This is a genomic window from Pseudomonas orientalis (assembly GCF_002934065.1).
Lineage (GTDB): Bacteria > Pseudomonadota > Gammaproteobacteria > Pseudomonadales > Pseudomonadaceae > Aquipseudomonas > Aquipseudomonas orientalis_A.
Map to the genome: position 1 here is coordinate 1,162,069 of NZ_CP018049.1, position 17,989 is coordinate 1,180,057.

Sequence of the window (17,989 nt, forward strand, 5' to 3'; positions counted from 1 at the left end):
TTACCGAACCGTCATCGCAATCACCAGAATCTGTCACTAGAAGGTTACACGCGGCGAGGGTCTCGCTCGAAGCTAGTTTCTTAGGCTGCCACAAACCAAATGTGGGAGGGGGCTTGCCCCCGATAGCATTGTGTCAGTCAGCCTATCTGTAGCTGATACACCGCAATCGGGGGCAAGCCCCCTCCCACATTTGATCTGCGGTGTTTTCGAGGGTCGGGTTATTTCAGGGCGGCCATGATGGCCTCGGGGTTGTAGTCGCGGATCAAGGTGCCGTTGACGTCCACAAACGGAATCCCGCCGCCGCCCAACGCTTCATACGCCTTGCGCGCCTGGGCATCCTTCTCGATATCGAAGGCCTGGTAGGGAATACCCTTCTGGTCCAGAAAACGTCGAATCTGCTTGCAATAGCCGCACCACTCGGTGGAATAGAGCACCACGCGCGCCGAGGCGCGTACCTGCTCGGATGCCACCTGCGAGGGGTTGAGCAGTCGCTCGATCTTACCCCAGTTCTGAATCACCACCACCACCAGCAACACCAGCAGGACTTTCTTCAAGACCCCGCCAAGCATCAGTTGCGGCGCTTGAGCTGGTCGGTCAGTTGGGTCGGCAGGCCCTTGATGATCAAGGTGCCGGCGGCTTCGTCGTATTCGATCTTGTCGCCCAGCAGGTGGGCTTCAAAGCTGATGGACAAGCCTTCGGCGCGGCCGGTGAAGCGGCGGAACTGGTTGAGGGTGCGTTTGTCGGCAGGAATTTCCGGCGACAGACCGTAGTCCTTGTTGCGAATATGGTCGTAGAACGCTTTGGGCCGCTCTTCATCGATCAGGCCGGACAGTTCTTCCAGGCCCATGGGCTCGCCAAGCTTGGCCTGGCTGCTGGCGTAGTCCACCAGGGTCTTGGTTTTCTCGCGCGCCGACTCGTCCGGCAGGTCCTCGCTTTCAACGAAGTCACTGAACGCCTTGAGCAGGGTGCGGGTTTCGCCCGGGCCGTCGACGCCTTCCTGGCAGCCGATAAAGTCGCGGAAATACTCCGAGACCTTCTTGCCGTTCTTGCCCTTGATAAACGAGATGTACTGCTTGGACTGCTTGTTGTTCTGCCACTCGGACACGTTGATCCGCGCTGCCAGGTGCAGTTGGCCAAGGTCCAGGTGGCGCGAGGGCGTCACGTCCAGCTCGTCGGTCACCGCCACGCCTTCGCTGTGGTGCAGCAGGGCGATGGCCAGGTAGTCGGTCATCCCTTGCTGGTAGTGGGCGAACAGTACGTGACCGCCGGTCGACAGGTTGGACTCCTCCATCAGCTTCTGCAGATGTTCCACTGCGGTACGGCTGAAGGTGGTGAAATCCTGACCACCGTCAAAGTATTCCTTCAACCAGCCGCTGAACGGGTGCGCGCCGGACTCGGCATGGAAGAAACCCCAGGCCTTGCCCTGTTTGGCGTTGTAGCTCTCGTTGAGGTCGGCAAGCATGTTCTCGATGGCGGCCGACTCGGACAGCTCTGAATCACGGGCATGCAGAACTGCGGGTGTGCCGTCGGGTTTTTTGTCGATCAGGTGGACGATGCAATGACGGATCGGCATAGGCTTCTCGGCTGGTTGAAGGGGAGCGTTGAGCCTCCCGCAAAAAGTTGCCCAGTGTACCGCACCCGTTGGTCAAGACGCGCCTGGAAGGGCGGTTTGGATGTTCTCCCACCGTGCATATGGGGTTTTTTCACGCTTTAGAGCGATAAAGCTGACCAAATGGGTATGTTGAGGCGGATATTTCCCCGTCTCTGTGCTAGTTTTGCCCCGTCTTACGCCAAGTCTCGGCGTTAAGCGTGCATTCAGCATTTGTCAGGTCGAACCAATCCCCGTTTCAAGCATCTATAACCCCGTTCTCCAAAGGTTATAGCCGGGGCGCCAGGCCGACACGGTCGGGCTCGACGGCTGACACTGCACTCTGCAATCCATATGAATTTGATAGGGAAGGAACACCACAATGGCTTTGACTAAAGACCAACTGATCGCTGATATCGCTGAAGCTATCGACGCGCCGAAAACCACCGCGCGCGCAGCGCTGGACCAACTGGGCCAGATCGTTGCCGATCAGCTGGAAAACGGCGGCGAAATCACTCTGCCAGGTATCGGCAAGCTGAAAGTGACCGAGCGTCCTGCCCGTACCGGCCGTAACCCTTCGACTGGCGCTGCCATCGAAATCGCTGCCAAGAAAGTTATCAAGCTGGTTGTGGCCAAAGGCCTGACCGACGCTGTTAACAAGTAAGACGCCGTAAAAAAACCGTGCTCCGGAGTGATCCGGGCACGGTTTTTTGTTGCCTGCGATTTTGTTTGCAACGGTAGGAGCGAGCTTGCTCGCGAAAGACGTTAACGATAACGCGCCCGTCCTGGTTGAACGCGGCGCCTTGGCGTTTTTCGCGAGCAAGCTCGCTCCTACAGTGTGGGCGTCAGCGCACCCAGCGCTGGCGCCAGATCTGCTGTTCGTTCTTGGTCTGGAAGGTCCAGGCGACGAAGCGGCTTTGCTTTTGCCCCTGGGACATTTCCACCACCTGGCTTTCCAGCACGCCGGCCTTTTTCAATGCCGTCTCGATCGCGGGCAGGTTTGACGCTTTTGACACCAGTGTGCTGAACCACAGCACCTTGTGGGCAAAATGCGCGCTTTCGGCGATCAGTTGCGTCACGAAACGCGCTTCGCCGCCCTCACACCACAGTTCGGCCGATTGGCCGCCGAAGTTCAGCACCGGCAACTTGCGCTTGGGGTCGGCTTTGCCCAGGGCACGCCACTTGCGCTCGCTGCCCTTGGTGGCTTCGTCCATGGACGCGTGGAACGGCGGGTTGCACATGGTCAGGTCAAAGCGTTCGGCAGGCTCCAGCAGGCCCAACAGGATGTGCTTGGGGTTGGGTTGCTGGCGCAACTCGATGACTTTGCTCAAGTCGTTGGACTGCACGATGGCCTTGGCAGCCGCCACGGCGATAGGGTCGACCTCCGAGCCGAGGAAGTTCCAGCGGTACTCCATGTAGCCAATCAGCGGGTAGACGCAGTTGGCGCCCATGCCGATATCCAGCACCTTGACGATGGAACCGCGCGGAATCTTGCCGTCGTTGACGCTGGCCAGCAGGTCGGCAAGGAAGTGCACGTAGTCGGCGCGCCCGGGCACCGGCGGGCACAGGTAATCGGCCGGGATGTCCCAATGCTGGATGCCGTAGAACGACTTGAGCAGCGCCCGGTTGAACACCCGCACCGCGTCGGGGCTGGCGAAGTCGATGCTCTCTTTGCCATAGGGATTGATGATCACGAATTGCGCCAGTTCCGGCGTGGTCTTGATCAGCGCCTGGAAGTCGTAACGGCCTGTGTGGCGGTTGCGCGGGTGCAGGGTAGCCTCTTTGCGTGGCGCGACGGGTTTGGCCGTGGCGGCGGTTTTAGGCTTCTTGCGCGGTGGTTTGGGTGTGCTGGGGGCGGTCATGTTGATTCTGGTGTTGGCTCAAAGTGGCGGCCATTGTCACACATCCTGAGCTCAACTCGTTCAAATGTGGGAGGGGGCTTGCCCCCGATGGCTGTGTGTCAGTCAATTATCTGTTAACTGACCCACCGCCATCGGGGGCAAGCCCCCTCCCACATTGACTGCATTCACAGCAGGACATCGGGAACGATCAGGCAAAAAAAAGAGACCCGAAGGTCTCTTTTTTTACGCGACTCAAGCCTTACAGGCTGGAAATCCGCGCATGCTGCTCCGCCAACTTGCCCAAGGCCTGTTCAGCCTCGGCCAACTTGGCGCGTTCTTTCTCGATCACTTCCGCCGGCGCCTTGTCGACGAACGCCGCGTTGGACAGCTTGCCGCCCACGCGCTGCACTTCGCCTTGCAGACGCGCAATTTCCTTGTCGAGACGGGCCAGTTCCGCGCCTTTATCGATCAGGCCGGCCATCGGCACCAGCACTTCCATATCGCCGACCAGCGCAGTGGCGGACAGCGGTGCTTCGGCGCCATCGGCCAATACGGTGATGGACTCCAGCTTGGCCAGCTTCTTGAGCAGCGCATCGTTTTCGCTGAGGCGACGCTGGTCTTCGGCACTGGCGTTCTTGACGAACACCGCCAGCGGCTTGCCCGGACCGATGTTCATCTCGGCGCGGATGTTGCGCGTGCCGAGCATCAGGGTCTTGAGCCATTCGATATCGCTTTCGGCGGCCTCATCGATACGGGCTTCATTGGCCACCGGCCAAGGCTGCAGCATGATGGTCTTGCCTTCGATACCGGCCAGCGGCGCCAGGCGCTGCCAGATTTCTTCGGTGATGAACGGCATGAACGGATGCGCAAGGCGCAATGCCACTTCCAGCACGCGCACCAGGGTGCGACGGGTGCCGCGCTGGCGTTCGACGGGCGCGTTTTCGTCCCACAGCACCGGCTTGGACAGTTCCAGGTACCAGTCGCAATACTGGTTCCAGATGAACTCGTACAAGGCCTGGGCGGCCAGGTCGAAACGGAACTGGTCGAGCTGGCGGGTCACTTCGGCTTCGGTGCGCTGCAGCTGCGAAATGATCCAGCGGTCGGCCAGGCTCAGTTCGAAGGCTTCGCCGTTCTGGCCGCAGTCTTCGCCTTTATCCAGCACGTAGCGTGCGGCGTTCCAGATCTTGTTGCAGAAGTTGCGATAGCCTTCGACGCGGCCCATGTCGAACTTGATGTCGCGACCGGTGGAGGCCAGCGAGCAGAAAGTGAAGCGCAGGGCGTCGGTGCCGTAGCTGGCGATGCCGTCGGCGAATTCGTCGCGGGTCTGCTTTTCGATCTTTTTCGCCAGTTTCGGCTGCATCAGGCCCGAGGTGCGTTTCTGCACCAGGGTTTCCAGGTCGATGCCGTCGATGATGTCCAGCGGGTCCAGGACGTTGCCCTTGGACTTGGACATTTTCTGGCCCTGGCCATCGCGAACCAGGCCGTGCACGTACACGGTCTTGAACGGTACCTGCGGGGTGCCGTCTTCGTTCTTCACCAAATGCATGGTGAGCATGATCATCCGGGCAACCCAGAAGAAAATGATGTCGAAGCCGGTGACCAGCACGTCGGTGGAGTGGAATTTCTTCAGGAACTCGGTCTGCTGCGGCCAGCCCAACGTCGAGAAGGTCCACAGGCCCGAACTGAACCAGGTGTCCAGTACGTCGTTGTCCTGTTGCAGGGCGATGTCGGCACCGAGGTTGTGCTTGGCGCGCACTTCGGCTTCGTCGCGGCCTACATACACCTTGCCCGATTCGTCGTACCAGGCCGGAATACGGTGGCCCCACCACAGCTGACGGCTGATGCACCAGTCCTGGATGTCGCGCATCCACGAGAAGTACATGTTTTCGTACTGTTTCGGCACGAACTGGATGCGGCCGTCTTCCACGGCGGCAATGGCAGGCTCGGCCAGCGGCTTGGTGGACACGTACCACTGGTCGGTCAGCCACGGCTCGATCACGGTGCCGGAGCGGTCGCCCTTCGGTACTTTCAGGCCGTGGTCATCAACGCTCACCAGCAAACCGGCAGCGTCGAAGGCGGCAACGATCTGCTTGCGCGCTTCGAAGCGGTCCAGGCCGGCATATTCGGCCGGGACCTTGCCGTCGACGCTGTCGTTCAGCGTGCCGTCCAGGTTGAACACCTGGCAGGCCGGCAATACGGCGGCATTCTTGTCGAAGATGTTCAGCAGCGGCAGGTTGTGGCGCTTGCCGACTTCGTAGTCGTTGAAATCGTGGGCCGGGGTGATTTTCACGCAGCCGGTGCCGAATTCAGGGTCGCAGTAGTCGTCGGCGATAATCGGGATGCGACGGCCGACCAATGGCAGCTCGACGAACTTGCCGATCAGTGCCTGATAGCGCTCGTCATTCGGGTTAACCGCGACGGCGGCGTCACCCAGCATGGTTTCCGGACGGGTGGTGGCGACGATCAGGTAGTCGTTGCCCTCAGCAGTCCTGGCACCATCGGCCAGCGGGTACTTGAGGTTCCACAGGAAGCCTTTCTCGTCGTGGTTTTCCACCTCGAGGTCGGAGATCGCCGTGTGCAGCTTGGTGTCCCAGTTGACCAGGCGCTTGCCGCGGTAGATCAGGCCGTCTTCATGCAGGCGCACAAAGGCTTCCTTCACGGCTTCCGACAGCCCGTCGTCCATGGTGAAGCGCTCGCGGCTCCAGTCCACGGACGAACCCAGGCGACGGATCTGGCGGCTGATATTGCCGCCGGACTGGTCTTTCCATTCCCAGATTTTTTCCAGGAATTTCTCGCGGCCCAGGTCATGACGGCTCTGGCCGGTGGCTTCCAGTTGGCGCTCCACCAGCATCTGAGTGGCGATGCCGGCGTGGTCGGTACCCGGTTGCCAGAGGGTGTTGCGACCCTGCATACGGCGGAAACGGATCAATGCATCCATGATCGCATTGTTGAAGCCATGGCCCATGTGCAGGCTGCCAGTGACGTTCGGTGGCGGGATCATGATGGTGTACGAGTCGCCCGCACCTTGTGGGGCGAAATAGTTCTCGGACTCCCAGGTGTTGTACCAGGAAGTTTCGATGGCGTGGGGCTGGTAGGTCTTATCCATGCGCGGCGGGACCCTAGTTGGCATTTATTCAGGAAAGCCGGCAAGTATAACGGGGGATAGAGCGCAGGGCGAGGCGAAGACAGGGCTTAAGGTGTATGCAACCAAATGTGGGAGGGGGCTTGCCCCCGATGGCGGTCTGTCAGCTTCAAATAGACTGCTGACTCACCGCTATCGGGGGCAAGCCCCCTCCCACAGGGGATCTCTGTGTGGCTTAAGACTGGTACTGGCTCAGCAGCCGCTCCATCCGCGCATCCATTCGCCGTTTGATCTCGGCTTCAATATGCGGCGAAAAATCATCGATCACATCCTGCATGATCAATTGCGCGGCAGCGCGCAGTTCGTTGTCCAGATGCAGCAGCAGGGCGTCAGGGGCCTTTTCGGCAGCGGGGGCGGGTTCTGCAATGGCTGGCTGCGGCGCAGCAGACTTGTTGCCGACCATGTCGAACAACAGCGGAATCTGTATCTCGCCATCGGCCGTTTCGGTCAACAGCGGCGGTTGCAAGCCATCATCACCCAGCAGCTGGCGGATCGACTCGAGGTCGTCCAGCAGGTGGTCGTCTTTTTTCAGCGGATTGGGCGTGTCCATCATGTGCTCAAAGTCGTTGTAGCCGGTGGTCCTGCAGAGGATAGCCCTGTTCGCGGTAGAAACGGAAACTCTCCCGCGCGGCCTGACGAATAGCCGGGTCTTCCACCACCACTTCCGCCACACGGGCGAAAGCCTTGGCAAAGGCCGGTACCTTCAGGTCAAGGTTGACCAGCAGGTCATGGTGGTCGCCGCAACTGTCACCCAGGCCCAGCACTACCACGCCGTCGGGTTCCGATTCGGCGGGGCCGTGAGGTACGAAGCTTTCGCCTTTGAAGCGCCACAGGCGGCCATCGAGGTCCTCGCGTTGGGCGGCATCGCTGCAATGCAGGTAAATGCGATGGCCCATGCGCCAGGCCTTTTCGGTGAGCTTGCAGGCAAAGTCCAGGCGCGCGGATGGGTCGGCGCTGGGCAATATATAGAAGTCGACTTGGGTCATTGCGGTTCCTGAGACCGGGACGGCGCGATGACCGTCTCGGAATTTGTAGGAGCGAGCTTGCTCGCGAAAAGCGCAAGGTCGCCGCGATCAACCTGGTTTCCCGAGTCATCGTGAACGACCATCGCGAGCAAGCTTGCTCCTACAGGGATTAGGCCTTGGCGCGGTCCAGCAGGTATTGGGTCAGCAATGGCACCGGACGGCCGGTGGCGCCTTTGTCCTTGCCGCCGCTGGTCCATGCAGTGCCGGCGATGTCCAGGTGCGCCCAGTTGAAGTTCTTGGCGAACCGCGACAGGAAGCAGGCTGCGGTGATGGTGCCGGCTTTCGGGCCGCCGATGTTGGCGATGTCGGCGAACGGGCTGTCCAGTTGCTCCTGGTACTCATCGAACAGCGGCAGCTGCCAGGCGCGGTCGTCGGCAGCCTTGCCGGCGCTGAGCAGTTGCTCGATCAGCTCGTCGTTGTTGCCCAGCAGGCCCGAGGTGTGGGCGCCCAGGGCAACCACGCAGGCACCGGTCAGGGTGGCGATGTCGATCACCGCCTGCGGCTTGAAGCGTTCGGCGTAGGTCAGCGCGTCGCACAGCACCAGGCGGCCTTCGGCGTCGGTATTGAGGATTTCCACGGTCTGGCCGCTCATGGTAGTGACGATATCGCCTGGGCGGGCAGCGCCGCCGCTCGGCATGTTCTCGGCGCAGGCCAGGATGCACACCAGATTGATCGGCAGCTTGAGTTCCAGCACGGCACGCAGGGTGCCGAACACGCTGGCGGCGCCGCCCATGTCGTACTTCATCTCATCCATGCCGGCGCCCGGCTTGAGGCTGATGCCGCCGGTGTCGAAGGTGATGCCTTTGCCGACCAGGGCGTAAGGCTTCTCGGACTTCTTGCCGCCGTTGTATTGCATCACGATCAGGCGTGGCGGCTGGTCGCTGCCCTGGCCCACGGCATAGAACGATCCCATGCCCAGTTCCTTGATCTTCTTCTCGTCCAGCACTTCAACCTTGAGGCCCTTGAACTCCTTGCCCAGCGCCTTGGCCTGTTCGCCCAGGTAGGTGGGGTGGCAGATGTTCGGCGGCAGGTTGCCCAGGTCGCGGGTGAACGACATGCCGTTGGCGATCGCGGTGGCGTGGGTCACGGCGCGCTCGACTTCAGCCTGGGCGGCCTTGATGGTCAGCAGGGTGATTTTCTTCAGGGCACGGGGGTCGGCTTTCTGGCTCTTGAACTGGTCGAAGACGTAGCCGCCGTCCACCAGGCTTTCGGCCAGCAGGCGGGTCTTGCCGTAGCTGTCACGGCCCTTGATGACGATTTCGTCGAGTGCCAGTGCCGCGTCGCTGCCGCCCAGGCCTTTAAGCGTGGTGAGGATGGCGCTGATGATCTTGCGAAACGGACGGTCGCCCAGTTCGGCGTCATTGCCCACGCCCACCAGCAACACGCGCTCGGCCTTGAGGTTCGGCAGGCTGTGCAGCAGCAGGCTCTGGCCGACTTTGCCGGCCAGGTCGCCGCGCTTGAGCACGGCGCTGATGGCGCCGCCGCTCAGTTCATCCAGTTGCTTGGCGGCAACGCCGAGTGTGCGGCCTTCGCCAACAGCGACCACGAGGGTGGCGGTTTTCAACGTTTCGGGGCTAACGCTTTTTACAACCAATTCCATTTTCGGGTCCCTTATAAAGGTCGGTGAGCCTGGCGTTTTTACCCAGGCTTTAAAAGCGCGGCAGCCTTGTAAGCCGCCAGCGACAAAGGCCGCAGTTTGAACCTCGCAGGCGAAGCCTGACAACCCTCGAAGCACGCTTTGTGCATGCGCATGAGGTTGCGCAGTGACAGGCGCGGTCAATCACAGGATAATGCGCCATCTTTTTAGCCGACCCGTGATAAACGGGTCGACTCGGTATGCTTGCTTGTTTGGCCGCCTTAGCCTGACAACCCTGGAGTGTCTGGTTTGATCGTCTTCCGTTATCTATCCCGCGAAGTCCTGTTGACCCTGAGTGCCGTGAGTGCGGTGTTGCTGGTCATCATCATGAGTGGTCGTTTCGTCAAATTCCTTGCGCAGGCTGCCTCCGGCGCCCTGGATCCGGGCTCGCTGTTCCTGATCATGGGCTTTCGCCTGCCGGGCTTTTTGCAACTGATCCTGCCGCTCGGCCTGTTCCTTGGCATTCTGCTGGCATATGGCCGGCTTTATCTCGAAAGCGAGATGACCGTGCTGTCCGCCACCGGTATGAGCCAGCAGCGTCTGCTGGCGATGACCATGGTGCCGGCCGCCGGCGTTGCCCTGGTAGTGGCCTGGTTGAGCCTGAGCCTCGCGCCTCAAGGGGCGATGCAGTTCCAGCTGCTGCTGAACAAGCAGGACGCGATGACCGAGTTCGACACCCTCGAACCCGGGCGTTTCCAGGCGCTCAACGACGGTACGCGGGTGACCTATACCGAAGAAATGACCGAAGACCGCTCCAACCTGAGCGGTGTGTTCATTTCCCAGAAAAACCTCGGCAAGGACCAGAAAGACCGTGGCATCTCGATCCTGGTGGCCGACGGCGGCCGCCAGGAAGTGCGCCCCGACGGCAGCCGCTACCTGATCCTGGATAACGGCTATCGCTACGATGGCAGCCCGGGCCTGGCCGATTACCGCGTGATCAAATACGACACCTACGGCGTCATGCTGCCCAAACCCGATATCAGCGAAGAGGTCACCGACCGCGATGCGCTGCCCACCGCCTCGCTGTTCGGCAGCCAGGAACTGCGCTCCATCGCCGAGCTGCAATGGCGCCTGTCCCTGCCGCTGCTGGTGTTTATCGTGACCTTGATGGCGGTGCCGCTGTCGCGCGTCAACCCGCGCCAGGGCCGATTCCTCAAGCTGCTGCCGGCGATCCTGCTGTATATGGCTTACCTGACCATCCTGATTTCCGCCCGTGGCTCCCTGGAGAAGGGCAAGTTGCCGCCCGCCCTGGGCCTGTGGTGGGTGCACGGGATTTTCCTGGTGATTGGCCTGGGGCTGCTCTACTGGGAGCCTATCCGTTTGAAAATGAAGAGCCGTCGTGGCCTGAAGGAGTTGGCTCGTGGCTAAGCTCGATCGCTACATTGGTAGCAGCGTACTGATCGCCATCCTGGCGGTATTGGGCATCATCCTGGGCCTGGCCTCGCTGTTTGCCTTCATTGATGAAGTGGGCAACGTCACCGATACCTATACCGTCACCGACGTACTGAGCTTCGTGGCGCTGACCGCGCCGCGTCGTCTCTACGACATGATGCCGATGGCCGGCCTGATCGGCTGCCTGATCGGCCTGGGCACCCTGGCTAGCAACAGCGAATTGACCATCATGCGCGCGGCGGGCGTGTCCATCGGGCGTATCGTCTGGGCGGTCATGAAGCCGATGCTGCTGCTGATGGCGTGCAGCGTGCTGATCGGCGAATACGTCGCGCCACCGTCCGAAGCCACCGCCCAGGCCAATCGCGCCCTGGCCCAGGGTTCGGGCGATGCGCAGAGCTCCAAGCACGGCCTGTGGCACCGCCAGGGCGACCAGTTCATCCACATCAACGCTGTGCAGCCCGGCGGCTTGTTGATCGGGGTCACACGCTACACGTTTGACAAAGAGCGACACATGCTCAGCTCCAGCTTCGCCAAGCGCGCGCAGTACGATGGCGCGCAATGGCAACTGACCGACGTCACCACCACGCTGTTCCACAACGTGGGCCAGGGGGTCAATGCCAGTACCGAAGTGGTCAATGCGCCTACCCAGGCCTGGGACATCGCGCTGAAGCCGGAGCTGCTCAACACGGTGATCATGGTCCCGGAAACCCTGCCGATCTCGGGCCTCTGGAGCTATATCCACTACCTCAAGGACCAGGGCCTGAACAATGGCCGCTACTGGCTGGCGTTCTGGGTCAAGGTGTTGCAACCGGTGGTCACCGCCGCGCTGGTATTGATGGCGATCTCCTTCATCTTCGGCCCGTTGCGTTCCGTGACCCTCGGCCAGCGGGTATTCACCGGGGTACTGGTGGGCTTTACCTTCCGTATCGCCCAGGATTTGCTGGGCCCGTCGAGCCTGGTATTCGGTTTCTCGCCGTTGTTCGCGGTGCTGGTACCGACGTTTATCTGCGCCGTGGCCGGGTTCTGGTTGTTGCGCCGAGCCGGCTGATTGCGCGCACACTAAATGCTCGCCCTGTAGGAGCGAGCTTGCTCGCGAAAATCTGCAAAGCGCCGCGTTCATCCAGGATGAGCGCATTATCGTTGGCGATCTTCGCGAGCAAGCTCGCTCCTACAACATCGGGCCCCGTGGAGACGGGGCTTTTTTGTGTTCGTCAGCAAAGATGACGTCTGGCCCGAGCATCAGGTACAATTCCCGGCTATTTTTCAGCGGGCAATCTGCCTGCAGCCTTTTTGAGTGTTGATCCGTGAGTGATTTGAGTCATATCCGCAATTTCTCCATCATCGCCCACATTGACCATGGCAAGTCGACGCTGGCCGATCGATTCATCCAGATGTGCGGCGGCCTTGCCGAGCGTGAAATGGAAGCCCAGGTCCTGGACTCCATGGACCTCGAACGCGAGCGCGGGATCACCATCAAGGCCCACAGCGTTACCCTGTACTACACCGCCAAAGACGGTATCAAGTACCAGCTCAACTTCATTGACACCCCGGGCCACGTCGACTTCACCTATGAAGTCAGCCGTTCCCTGGCCGCCTGCGAAGGCGCGCTGCTGGTGGTGGACGCGGGGCAGGGCGTAGAAGCCCAGTCCGTGGCCAACTGCTACACCGCCATCGAGCAGGGCCTGGAAGTGATGCCGGTGCTGAACAAGATCGACCTGCCACAGGCCGATCCGGACCGCGTCAAGGAAGAAATCGAAAAAATCATCGGCATTGACGCCACCGACGCCGTCGAGTGCAGCGCCAAGACCGGCCTGGGCGTCGATGAAGTGCTCGAGCGCCTGGTCAAGACCATCCCCGCGCCGACCGGCAATTACGAAGATCCGCTGCAAGCGTTGATCATCGACTCCTGGTTCGACAACTACCTGGGCGTTGTCTCCCTGGTGCGCGTGCGCCATGGCCGCGTGAAGAAGGGCGACAAGATCCTGGTCAAGTCCACCGGCAAGATCCACCTGGTGGACAGCGTCGGCGTGTTCAACCCCAAGCATACCGCCACCACTGATCTGAAAGCCGGCGAAGTAGGCTTCATCATCGCCGGTATCAAGGACATCCACGGTGCGCCGGTCGGTGACACCCTGACCCTGAGCTCCACGCCGGATGTCGACGTACTGCCAGGCTTCAAGCGCATTCAGCCGCAGGTCTATGCCGGCCTGTTCCCGGTCAGCTCCGACGACTTCGAAGACTTCCGCGAAGCCCTGCAAAAGCTGACCCTCAACGACTCGTCGTTGCAGTACACCCCGGAAAGCTCCGACGCCCTGGGCTTCGGTTTCCGCTGCGGGTTCCTCGGCATGCTGCACATGGAGATCATCCAGGAGCGCCTGGAGCGCGAATACGACCTGGACCTGATCACCACCGCGCCAACGGTTATTTTCGAGCTGGCGCTGAAAACCGGTGAAACGATTTACGTCGACAACCCCTCCAAGCTTCCAGACCTGTCTTCCATCGAAGACATGCGTGAGCCGATCGTGCGCGCCAATATCCTGGTGCCGCAGGAGCATCTGGGCAACGTCATCACCCTGTGTATCGAAAAGCGTGGCGTGCAGCACGACATGCTGTTCCTCGGTACCCAGGTGCAAGTGACCTACGATTTGCCGATGAACGAAGTGGTCCTGGACTTCTTCGACCGTCTCAAATCCACCAGTCGCGGCTATGCTTCGCTGGACTACCATTTCGACCGTTACCAGTCGGCTAATCTGGTGAAGCTGGATGTATTGATCAACGGCGACAAGGTTGATGCCCTGGCACTGATCGTGCACAAGGACAATGCGCACTACAAAGGTCGCCAGTTGACCGAGAAGATGAAAGAACTGATTCCGCGTCAGATGTTCGACGTTGCGATCCAGGCCGCCATTGGCGGGCAGATCATTGCGCGGACCTCCGTCAAGGCACTCAGAAAGAACGTACTGGCCAAATGCTACGGTGGCGACGTCAGCCGTAAGCGCAAGCTGCTTGAGAAGCAAAAGGCCGGTAAAAAACGCATGAAGCAAGTGGGCAATGTGGAAATTCCACAAGAAGCCTTCCTTGCGGTGCTCAGGTTGGATAGTTAGGTCCTATGTCGCTAAATTTCCCGCTGTTGCTGGTCATCGCCGTTGCCGTCTGTGGTTTCCTGGCGTTGCTCGATCTGGTGTTCTTCGCCCCGCGTCGGCGGGCGGCTATCGCGTCCTATCAGGGCAGCGTCAGCCAGCCTGATGCCGTGGTGGTCGAGAAGCTGAACAAAGAGCCTTTGCTGGTTGAATACGGCAAATCGTTCTTCCCGGTATTGTTCATCGTGCTGGTGCTGCGTTCGTTCCTGGTGGAGCCGTTTCAGATCCCTTCGGGGTCGATGAAACCTACCCTGGACGTCGGCGACTTCATCCTGGTGAACAAGTTTTCCTACGGGATCCGCTTGCCGGTGATCGACAAGAAGGTGATTGAGGTCGGTGACCCGCAGCGCGGTGATGTGATGGTGTTCCGCTACCCGAGCGACCCGAACGTCAACTACATCAAGCGTGTGGTCGGCCTGCCGGGCGACGTGATCCGCTACACCAGCGACAAGCGCCTGTTCATCAACGGTGAGTCGGTGGCCGAAAAACTGTTGGGCGCCGAGCCGAACACGTTGGGCAGCGCCGAGCTGTACCAGGAAAAACTCGGTGCGGTAGAGCACCAGATCCGCAAGGAAATGAGCCGCTACCGCGCGATGCCCGATGGCCAGTGGAAAGTGCCTGCCGGGCACTACTTCATGATGGGCGACAACCGCGACAACTCCAACGACAGCCGCTACTGGGACGACCCCAATATTCCCAAGGACCTGCTGGGCATGGTGCCCGACGAGAATATCGTCGGCAAAGCCTTCGCGGTTTGGATGAGTTGGCCGGAACCCAAGCTCAGCCACCTGCCGAACTTCTCGCGGGTGGGGCTGATCAGGTAATACAGGCGGCGCTGTGAACACAGCGCCGAATGCTTTTCTGGGGCTTGGACATTTTCCGACGCCCTGCGGCACCAGTCAGGATTTGAATTTGAACACTGCGTCAATCGTCGATGGCCGCCGGTGCCACCAACTAGATATGGATAAACCGTGACCGTTTCTCTGAGTCGTCTCGAGCGCCAGCTCGGCTACACCTTCAAGGACCAGGAATTGATGGTCCTTGCCCTCACACACCGCAGCTTTGCAGGGCGCAATAACGAGCGCCTGGAATTCCTCGGTGACGCCATTCTCAATTTCGCCGCCGGTGAGGCGCTGTTCGAGCGTTTCCCTCAAGCGCGCGAAGGCCAGCTGTCGCGCCTGCGCGCACGCCTTGTGAAAGGCGAGACCCTGGCCGTGCTGGCTCGCGGTTTCGGCCTGGGCGAGTACCTGCGCCTCGGTTCCGGAGAGTTGAAAAGCGGCGGTTTCCGTCGCGAGTCGATCCTGGCTGATGCCCTGGAAGCCTTGATCGGTGCGATCTACCTCGATGCAGGGATGGAGACGGCCAAGGAGCGCGTGGTCGCCTGGCTGGCTTCGGAAATCGAAAGCCTGACGCTGGTCGACACCAACAAGGACCCCAAGACCCGCCTGCAGGAATACCTGCAGTCGCGCGGTTGCGAACTGCCACGCTACGAAGTGGTGGATATCCAGGGTGAGCCGCATTGCCGCGTGTTCTTCGTGGAATGTGAAATCACCTTACTGAACGAAAAAAGCCGAGGTCAGGGTGTGAGCCGTCGTATTGCCGAACAGGTAGCGGCCGCTGCAGCACTGATTGCCCTGGGCGTGGAGAATGGCCATGACTGATTCAACCGCAACACGCTGTGGCTATGTTGCCATCGTCGGCCGCCCCAACGTGGGCAAGTCCACGCTGCTCAACCACATCCTCGGCCAGAAGCTCGCGATCACCTCGCGCAAGCCGCAGACCACCCGCCACAACATGCTGGGCATCAAGACCGAAGGCAACGTGCAAGCGGTCTACGTCGACACCCCCGGCATGCACAAGGGCGGTGAAAAGGCGCTTAACCGCTACATGAACAAGACCGCTTCGGCGGCGTTGAAAGACGTCGACGTGGTGATTTTCGTGGTCGACCGCACCAAGTGGACCGACGAAGACCAGATGGTTCTGGAGCGCGTGCAGTACGTCACCGGCCCGTTGATCGTCGCGCTGAACAAGACCGACCGTATCGAAGACAAAGCCGAACTGATGCCGCACCTGACCTGGCTGCAGGAACAACTGCCGAATGCCCAGATCATGCCGATCTCGGCGCAGCACGGCCACAACCTCGAAGCCCTGGAGCGCGTGATTGCCGGCTACCTGCCGGAGAACGAGCACTTCTTCCCGGAAGACCAGATCACCGACCGCAGCAGCCGCTTCCTTGCTGCGGAACTGGTGCGCGAGAAAATCATGCGCCAGATGGGCGCCGAGCTGCCGTACCAGATCACCGTTGAAATCGAAGAGTTCAAGCAGCAGGGCAAAACCCTGCACATCCATGCGTTGATCCTCGTTGAGCGTGACGGCCAGAAAAAAATCATCATTGGCGACAAGGGCGAGCGCATCAAGCGCATCGGCACCGAGGCGCGCAAGGACATGGAATTGCTGTTCGATTCCAAGATCATGCTCAACCTGTGGGTGAAGGTTAAGGGTGGCTGGTCCGATGATGAGCGCGCGTTGCGCTCCCTGGGCTATGGCGACCTGTAAGACACCGCAGGGTCAGAAAATGTGGGAGGGGGCTTGCCCCCGATAGCGGTGGATCAGTTAATGGATAAGTGACTGACACACTGCCATCGGGGCAAGCCCCCTCCCACATTCGGTTGATGTTGTTTTCAAGATCGAGAACCCATGTCCCAATCCCCGCCTCCCAGCCAGCTCGCCTATGTGCTGCACAGCCGCGCCTACCGTGAGACCAGCGCCCTGGTGGACTTCCTCACGCCCCAGGGCCGTCTGCGCGCGGTTCTGCGCAGCGCGAGGGGCAAGGCCGGTACGCTGGCGCGGCCGTTCGTGGCCCTGGACGTGGAGTTTCGCGGCAAGGGCGAGCTGAAGAATGTCGGCCGCCTGGAAAGCGTCGGCACGTCCGCCTGGCTCAATGGCGATGCGCTGTTCAGCGGGCTCTACCTCAATGAATTGCTGATCCGCCTGCTGCCCGCCGAGGACCCGCACCCGGCCGTCTTCGATCACTACGCCGCCACCTTGCTCGCCCTCGCTGAAGGCCGCCCCCTGGAGCCGCTGCTGCGGGCCTTTGAGTGGCGCCTGCTGGATGACCTGGGCTACGGTTTTGAACTGGCCAACGACCTGCACGGTGATCCAATCGCCGCCGACGGCCTGTATCGCCTGCAAGTGGACGCGGGCCTCGAGCGCGTGTACCTGTTGCAACCCGGCCTGTTCCAGGGCGCCGAGTTGCTCGCCATGAGCGAAGCGGACTGGACGGCCCCCGGTGCCTTGTCCGCCGCCAAGCGCCTGATGCGCCAGGCCCTGGCTGTGCACCTGGGTGGCCGGCCGCTGGTCAGTCGCGAGTTGTTTCGAAAGCCCTGATATCCCCGTGTATGCTGTGCACCGATTCTTTCCCTTTTCAGGAGCGCTTCCGTGACCACCAGCAATCGCATTCTTCTTGGCGTCAATATCGACCACGTCGCCACCCTGCGCCAGGCCCGGGGCACCCGTTACCCGGACCCGGTCAAGGCCGCGCTGGACGCCGAAGAAGCGGGCGCCGACGGCATCACCGTGCACCTGCGCGAAGACCGCCGCCATATCCAGGAGCGCGACGTGCTGCTGCTCAAGGATGTGCTGCAGACCCGCATGAATTTCGAAATGGGCGTCACCGAAGAAATGATGCAGTTCGCCGAGCGCATCCGCCCGGCGCACATTTGCCTGGTGCCGGAAACCCGCCAGGAGCTGACCACCGAAGGCGGCCTCGACGTGGCCGGCCAGGAAGCACGGATCAAGGCCGCCGTGGAGCGCCTGTCGAAAATCGGCAGCGAAGTGTCGCTGTTCATCGACGCCGACGAGCGTCAGATCCAGGCCTCACGCCGCGTCGGCGCCCCCGCCATCGAACTGCACACCGGTCGCTATGCCGATGCCACCACCCCGAGCGAAGTCGCCGACGAGCTGCAGCGCATCATCGATGGCGTGAACTGCGGTCTTCAAGAAGGCCTGATCGTCAACGCCGGCCATGGCCTGCACTACCACAACGTCGAAGCCGTGGCGGCGATCAAGGGCATCAACGAACTGAACATCGGCCATGCGCTGGTGGCCCATGCGCTGTTCGTCGGTTTCAAGGGCGCCGTGGCCGAAATGAAGGCGCTGATCCTGGCGGCCGCCAGGGCCTGAGCGAACACCCTATAGGACCCAATGCAGATCAAAATGTGGGAGG

16 protein-coding genes are annotated in these 17,989 nt (G+C 60.9%); 9 read left to right on the plus strand and 7 right to left on the minus strand.

Annotated elements, in window-relative coordinates; translation table 11 throughout:
- Window positions 1-218: 218 nt before the first annotated feature.
- Entirely contained in the window at window positions 219-569 is a 351-nt protein-coding gene (locus BOP93_RS05215) for a glutaredoxin family protein (RefSeq protein ID WP_104501791.1), read from the minus strand.
- A complete protein-coding gene (gene yejK / locus BOP93_RS05220) occupies window positions 569-1,573 on the minus strand; it encodes a nucleoid-associated protein YejK (RefSeq protein ID WP_065885922.1) in 1,005 nt (334 codons plus the stop codon). Before yejK ends, BOP93_RS05215 begins: the two co-directional genes overlap by 1 nt.
- A gap of 397 nt (window positions 1,574-1,970) precedes the next feature.
- Here yejK and BOP93_RS05225 point away from each other — a divergent pair, with 397 nt between their 5' ends.
- Window positions 1,971-2,252, plus strand: coding sequence for an HU family DNA-binding protein (locus BOP93_RS05225; RefSeq protein ID WP_005785131.1), 282 nt, complete (start codon window positions 1,971-1,973; stop codon window positions 2,250-2,252).
- Window positions 2,253-2,433: 181 nt separating this feature from the next.
- On the opposite strand, the gene rlmF is transcribed toward BOP93_RS05225, so the two are convergent.
- From rlmF to BOP93_RS05250, 5 genes are all read right to left on the minus strand, one after another.
- The gene (gene rlmF / locus BOP93_RS05230) at window positions 2,434-3,450 is read right to left on the minus strand and encodes a 23S rRNA (adenine(1618)-N(6))-methyltransferase RlmF (protein WP_065885923.1); all 1,017 of its coding nucleotides are present in this window, start codon (window positions 3,448-3,450) and stop codon (window positions 2,434-2,436) included.
- Window positions 3,451-3,688: 238 nt separating this feature from the next.
- Window positions 3,689-6,535 carry a valine--tRNA ligase gene (locus tag BOP93_RS05235; RefSeq protein ID WP_104501792.1) on the minus strand — a complete coding sequence of 949 codons (2,847 nt, stop codon included), beginning with the start codon at window positions 6,533-6,535 and terminating at the stop codon, window positions 3,689-3,691.
- A gap of 211 nt (window positions 6,536-6,746) precedes the next feature.
- Window positions 6,747-7,121: a DNA polymerase III subunit chi gene (locus tag BOP93_RS05240; protein ID WP_104501793.1), complete on the minus strand. Its 375-nt coding sequence runs from the start codon at window positions 7,119-7,121 to the stop codon at window positions 6,747-6,749.
- A gap of 7 nt (window positions 7,122-7,128) precedes the next feature.
- Window positions 7,129-7,557: a DNA polymerase III subunit chi gene (locus BOP93_RS05245; protein ID WP_104501794.1), complete on the minus strand. Its 429-nt coding sequence runs from the start codon at window positions 7,555-7,557 to the stop codon at window positions 7,129-7,131.
- 148 nt (window positions 7,558-7,705) lie between these two features.
- Window positions 7,706-9,196, minus strand: coding sequence for a leucyl aminopeptidase (locus BOP93_RS05250; RefSeq protein WP_104501795.1), 1,491 nt, complete (start codon window positions 9,194-9,196; stop codon window positions 7,706-7,708).
- A 285-nt stretch (window positions 9,197-9,481) separates the two neighbouring features.
- Here BOP93_RS05250 and lptF point away from each other — a divergent pair, with 285 nt between their 5' ends.
- The 8 genes from lptF (at window position 9,482) to pdxJ (ending at window position 17,946) form a co-directional block, all read left to right on the plus strand.
- Window positions 9,482-10,600 (plus strand): LPS export ABC transporter permease LptF, encoded by a 1,119-nt coding sequence (gene lptF / locus BOP93_RS05255; protein ID WP_104501796.1) that lies wholly within the window; start codon window positions 9,482-9,484, stop codon window positions 10,598-10,600.
- The gene (gene lptG, locus BOP93_RS05260) at window positions 10,593-11,672 is read left to right on the plus strand and encodes an LPS export ABC transporter permease LptG (RefSeq protein ID WP_057724724.1); all 1,080 of its coding nucleotides are present in this window, start codon (window positions 10,593-10,595) and stop codon (window positions 11,670-11,672) included. Before lptF ends, lptG begins: the two co-directional genes overlap by 8 nt.
- A 256-nt stretch (window positions 11,673-11,928) precedes the next feature.
- Complete coding sequence (gene lepA / locus BOP93_RS05265; protein ID WP_003210439.1) at window positions 11,929-13,728, plus strand: translation elongation factor 4; 1,800 nt, start codon at window positions 11,929-11,931, stop codon at window positions 13,726-13,728.
- Window positions 13,729-13,733: 5 nt separating this feature from the next.
- Window positions 13,734-14,588, plus strand: coding sequence for a signal peptidase I (lepB, locus tag BOP93_RS05270; RefSeq protein ID WP_104501797.1), 855 nt, complete (start codon window positions 13,734-13,736; stop codon window positions 14,586-14,588).
- Window positions 14,589-14,735: 147 nt separating this feature from the next.
- A complete protein-coding gene (gene rnc / locus BOP93_RS05275) occupies window positions 14,736-15,425 on the plus strand; it encodes a ribonuclease III (protein WP_003188856.1) in 690 nt (229 codons plus the stop codon).
- Entirely contained in the window at window positions 15,418-16,320 is a 903-nt protein-coding gene (era, locus tag BOP93_RS05280; RefSeq protein WP_005785147.1) for a GTPase Era, read from the plus strand. Before rnc ends, era begins: the two co-directional genes overlap by 8 nt.
- Window positions 16,321-16,461: 141 nt before the next feature.
- The gene (gene recO / locus BOP93_RS05285) at window positions 16,462-17,151 is read left to right on the plus strand and encodes a DNA repair protein RecO (RefSeq protein ID WP_104501798.1); all 690 of its coding nucleotides are present in this window, start codon (window positions 16,462-16,464) and stop codon (window positions 17,149-17,151) included.
- Window positions 17,152-17,202: 51 nt separating this feature from the next.
- Window positions 17,203-17,946 carry a pyridoxine 5'-phosphate synthase gene (gene pdxJ, locus BOP93_RS05290; protein WP_104501799.1) on the plus strand — a complete coding sequence of 248 codons (744 nt, stop codon included), beginning with the start codon at window positions 17,203-17,205 and terminating at the stop codon, window positions 17,944-17,946.
- The last annotated feature ends 43 nt before the right edge of the window (window positions 17,947-17,989 follow it).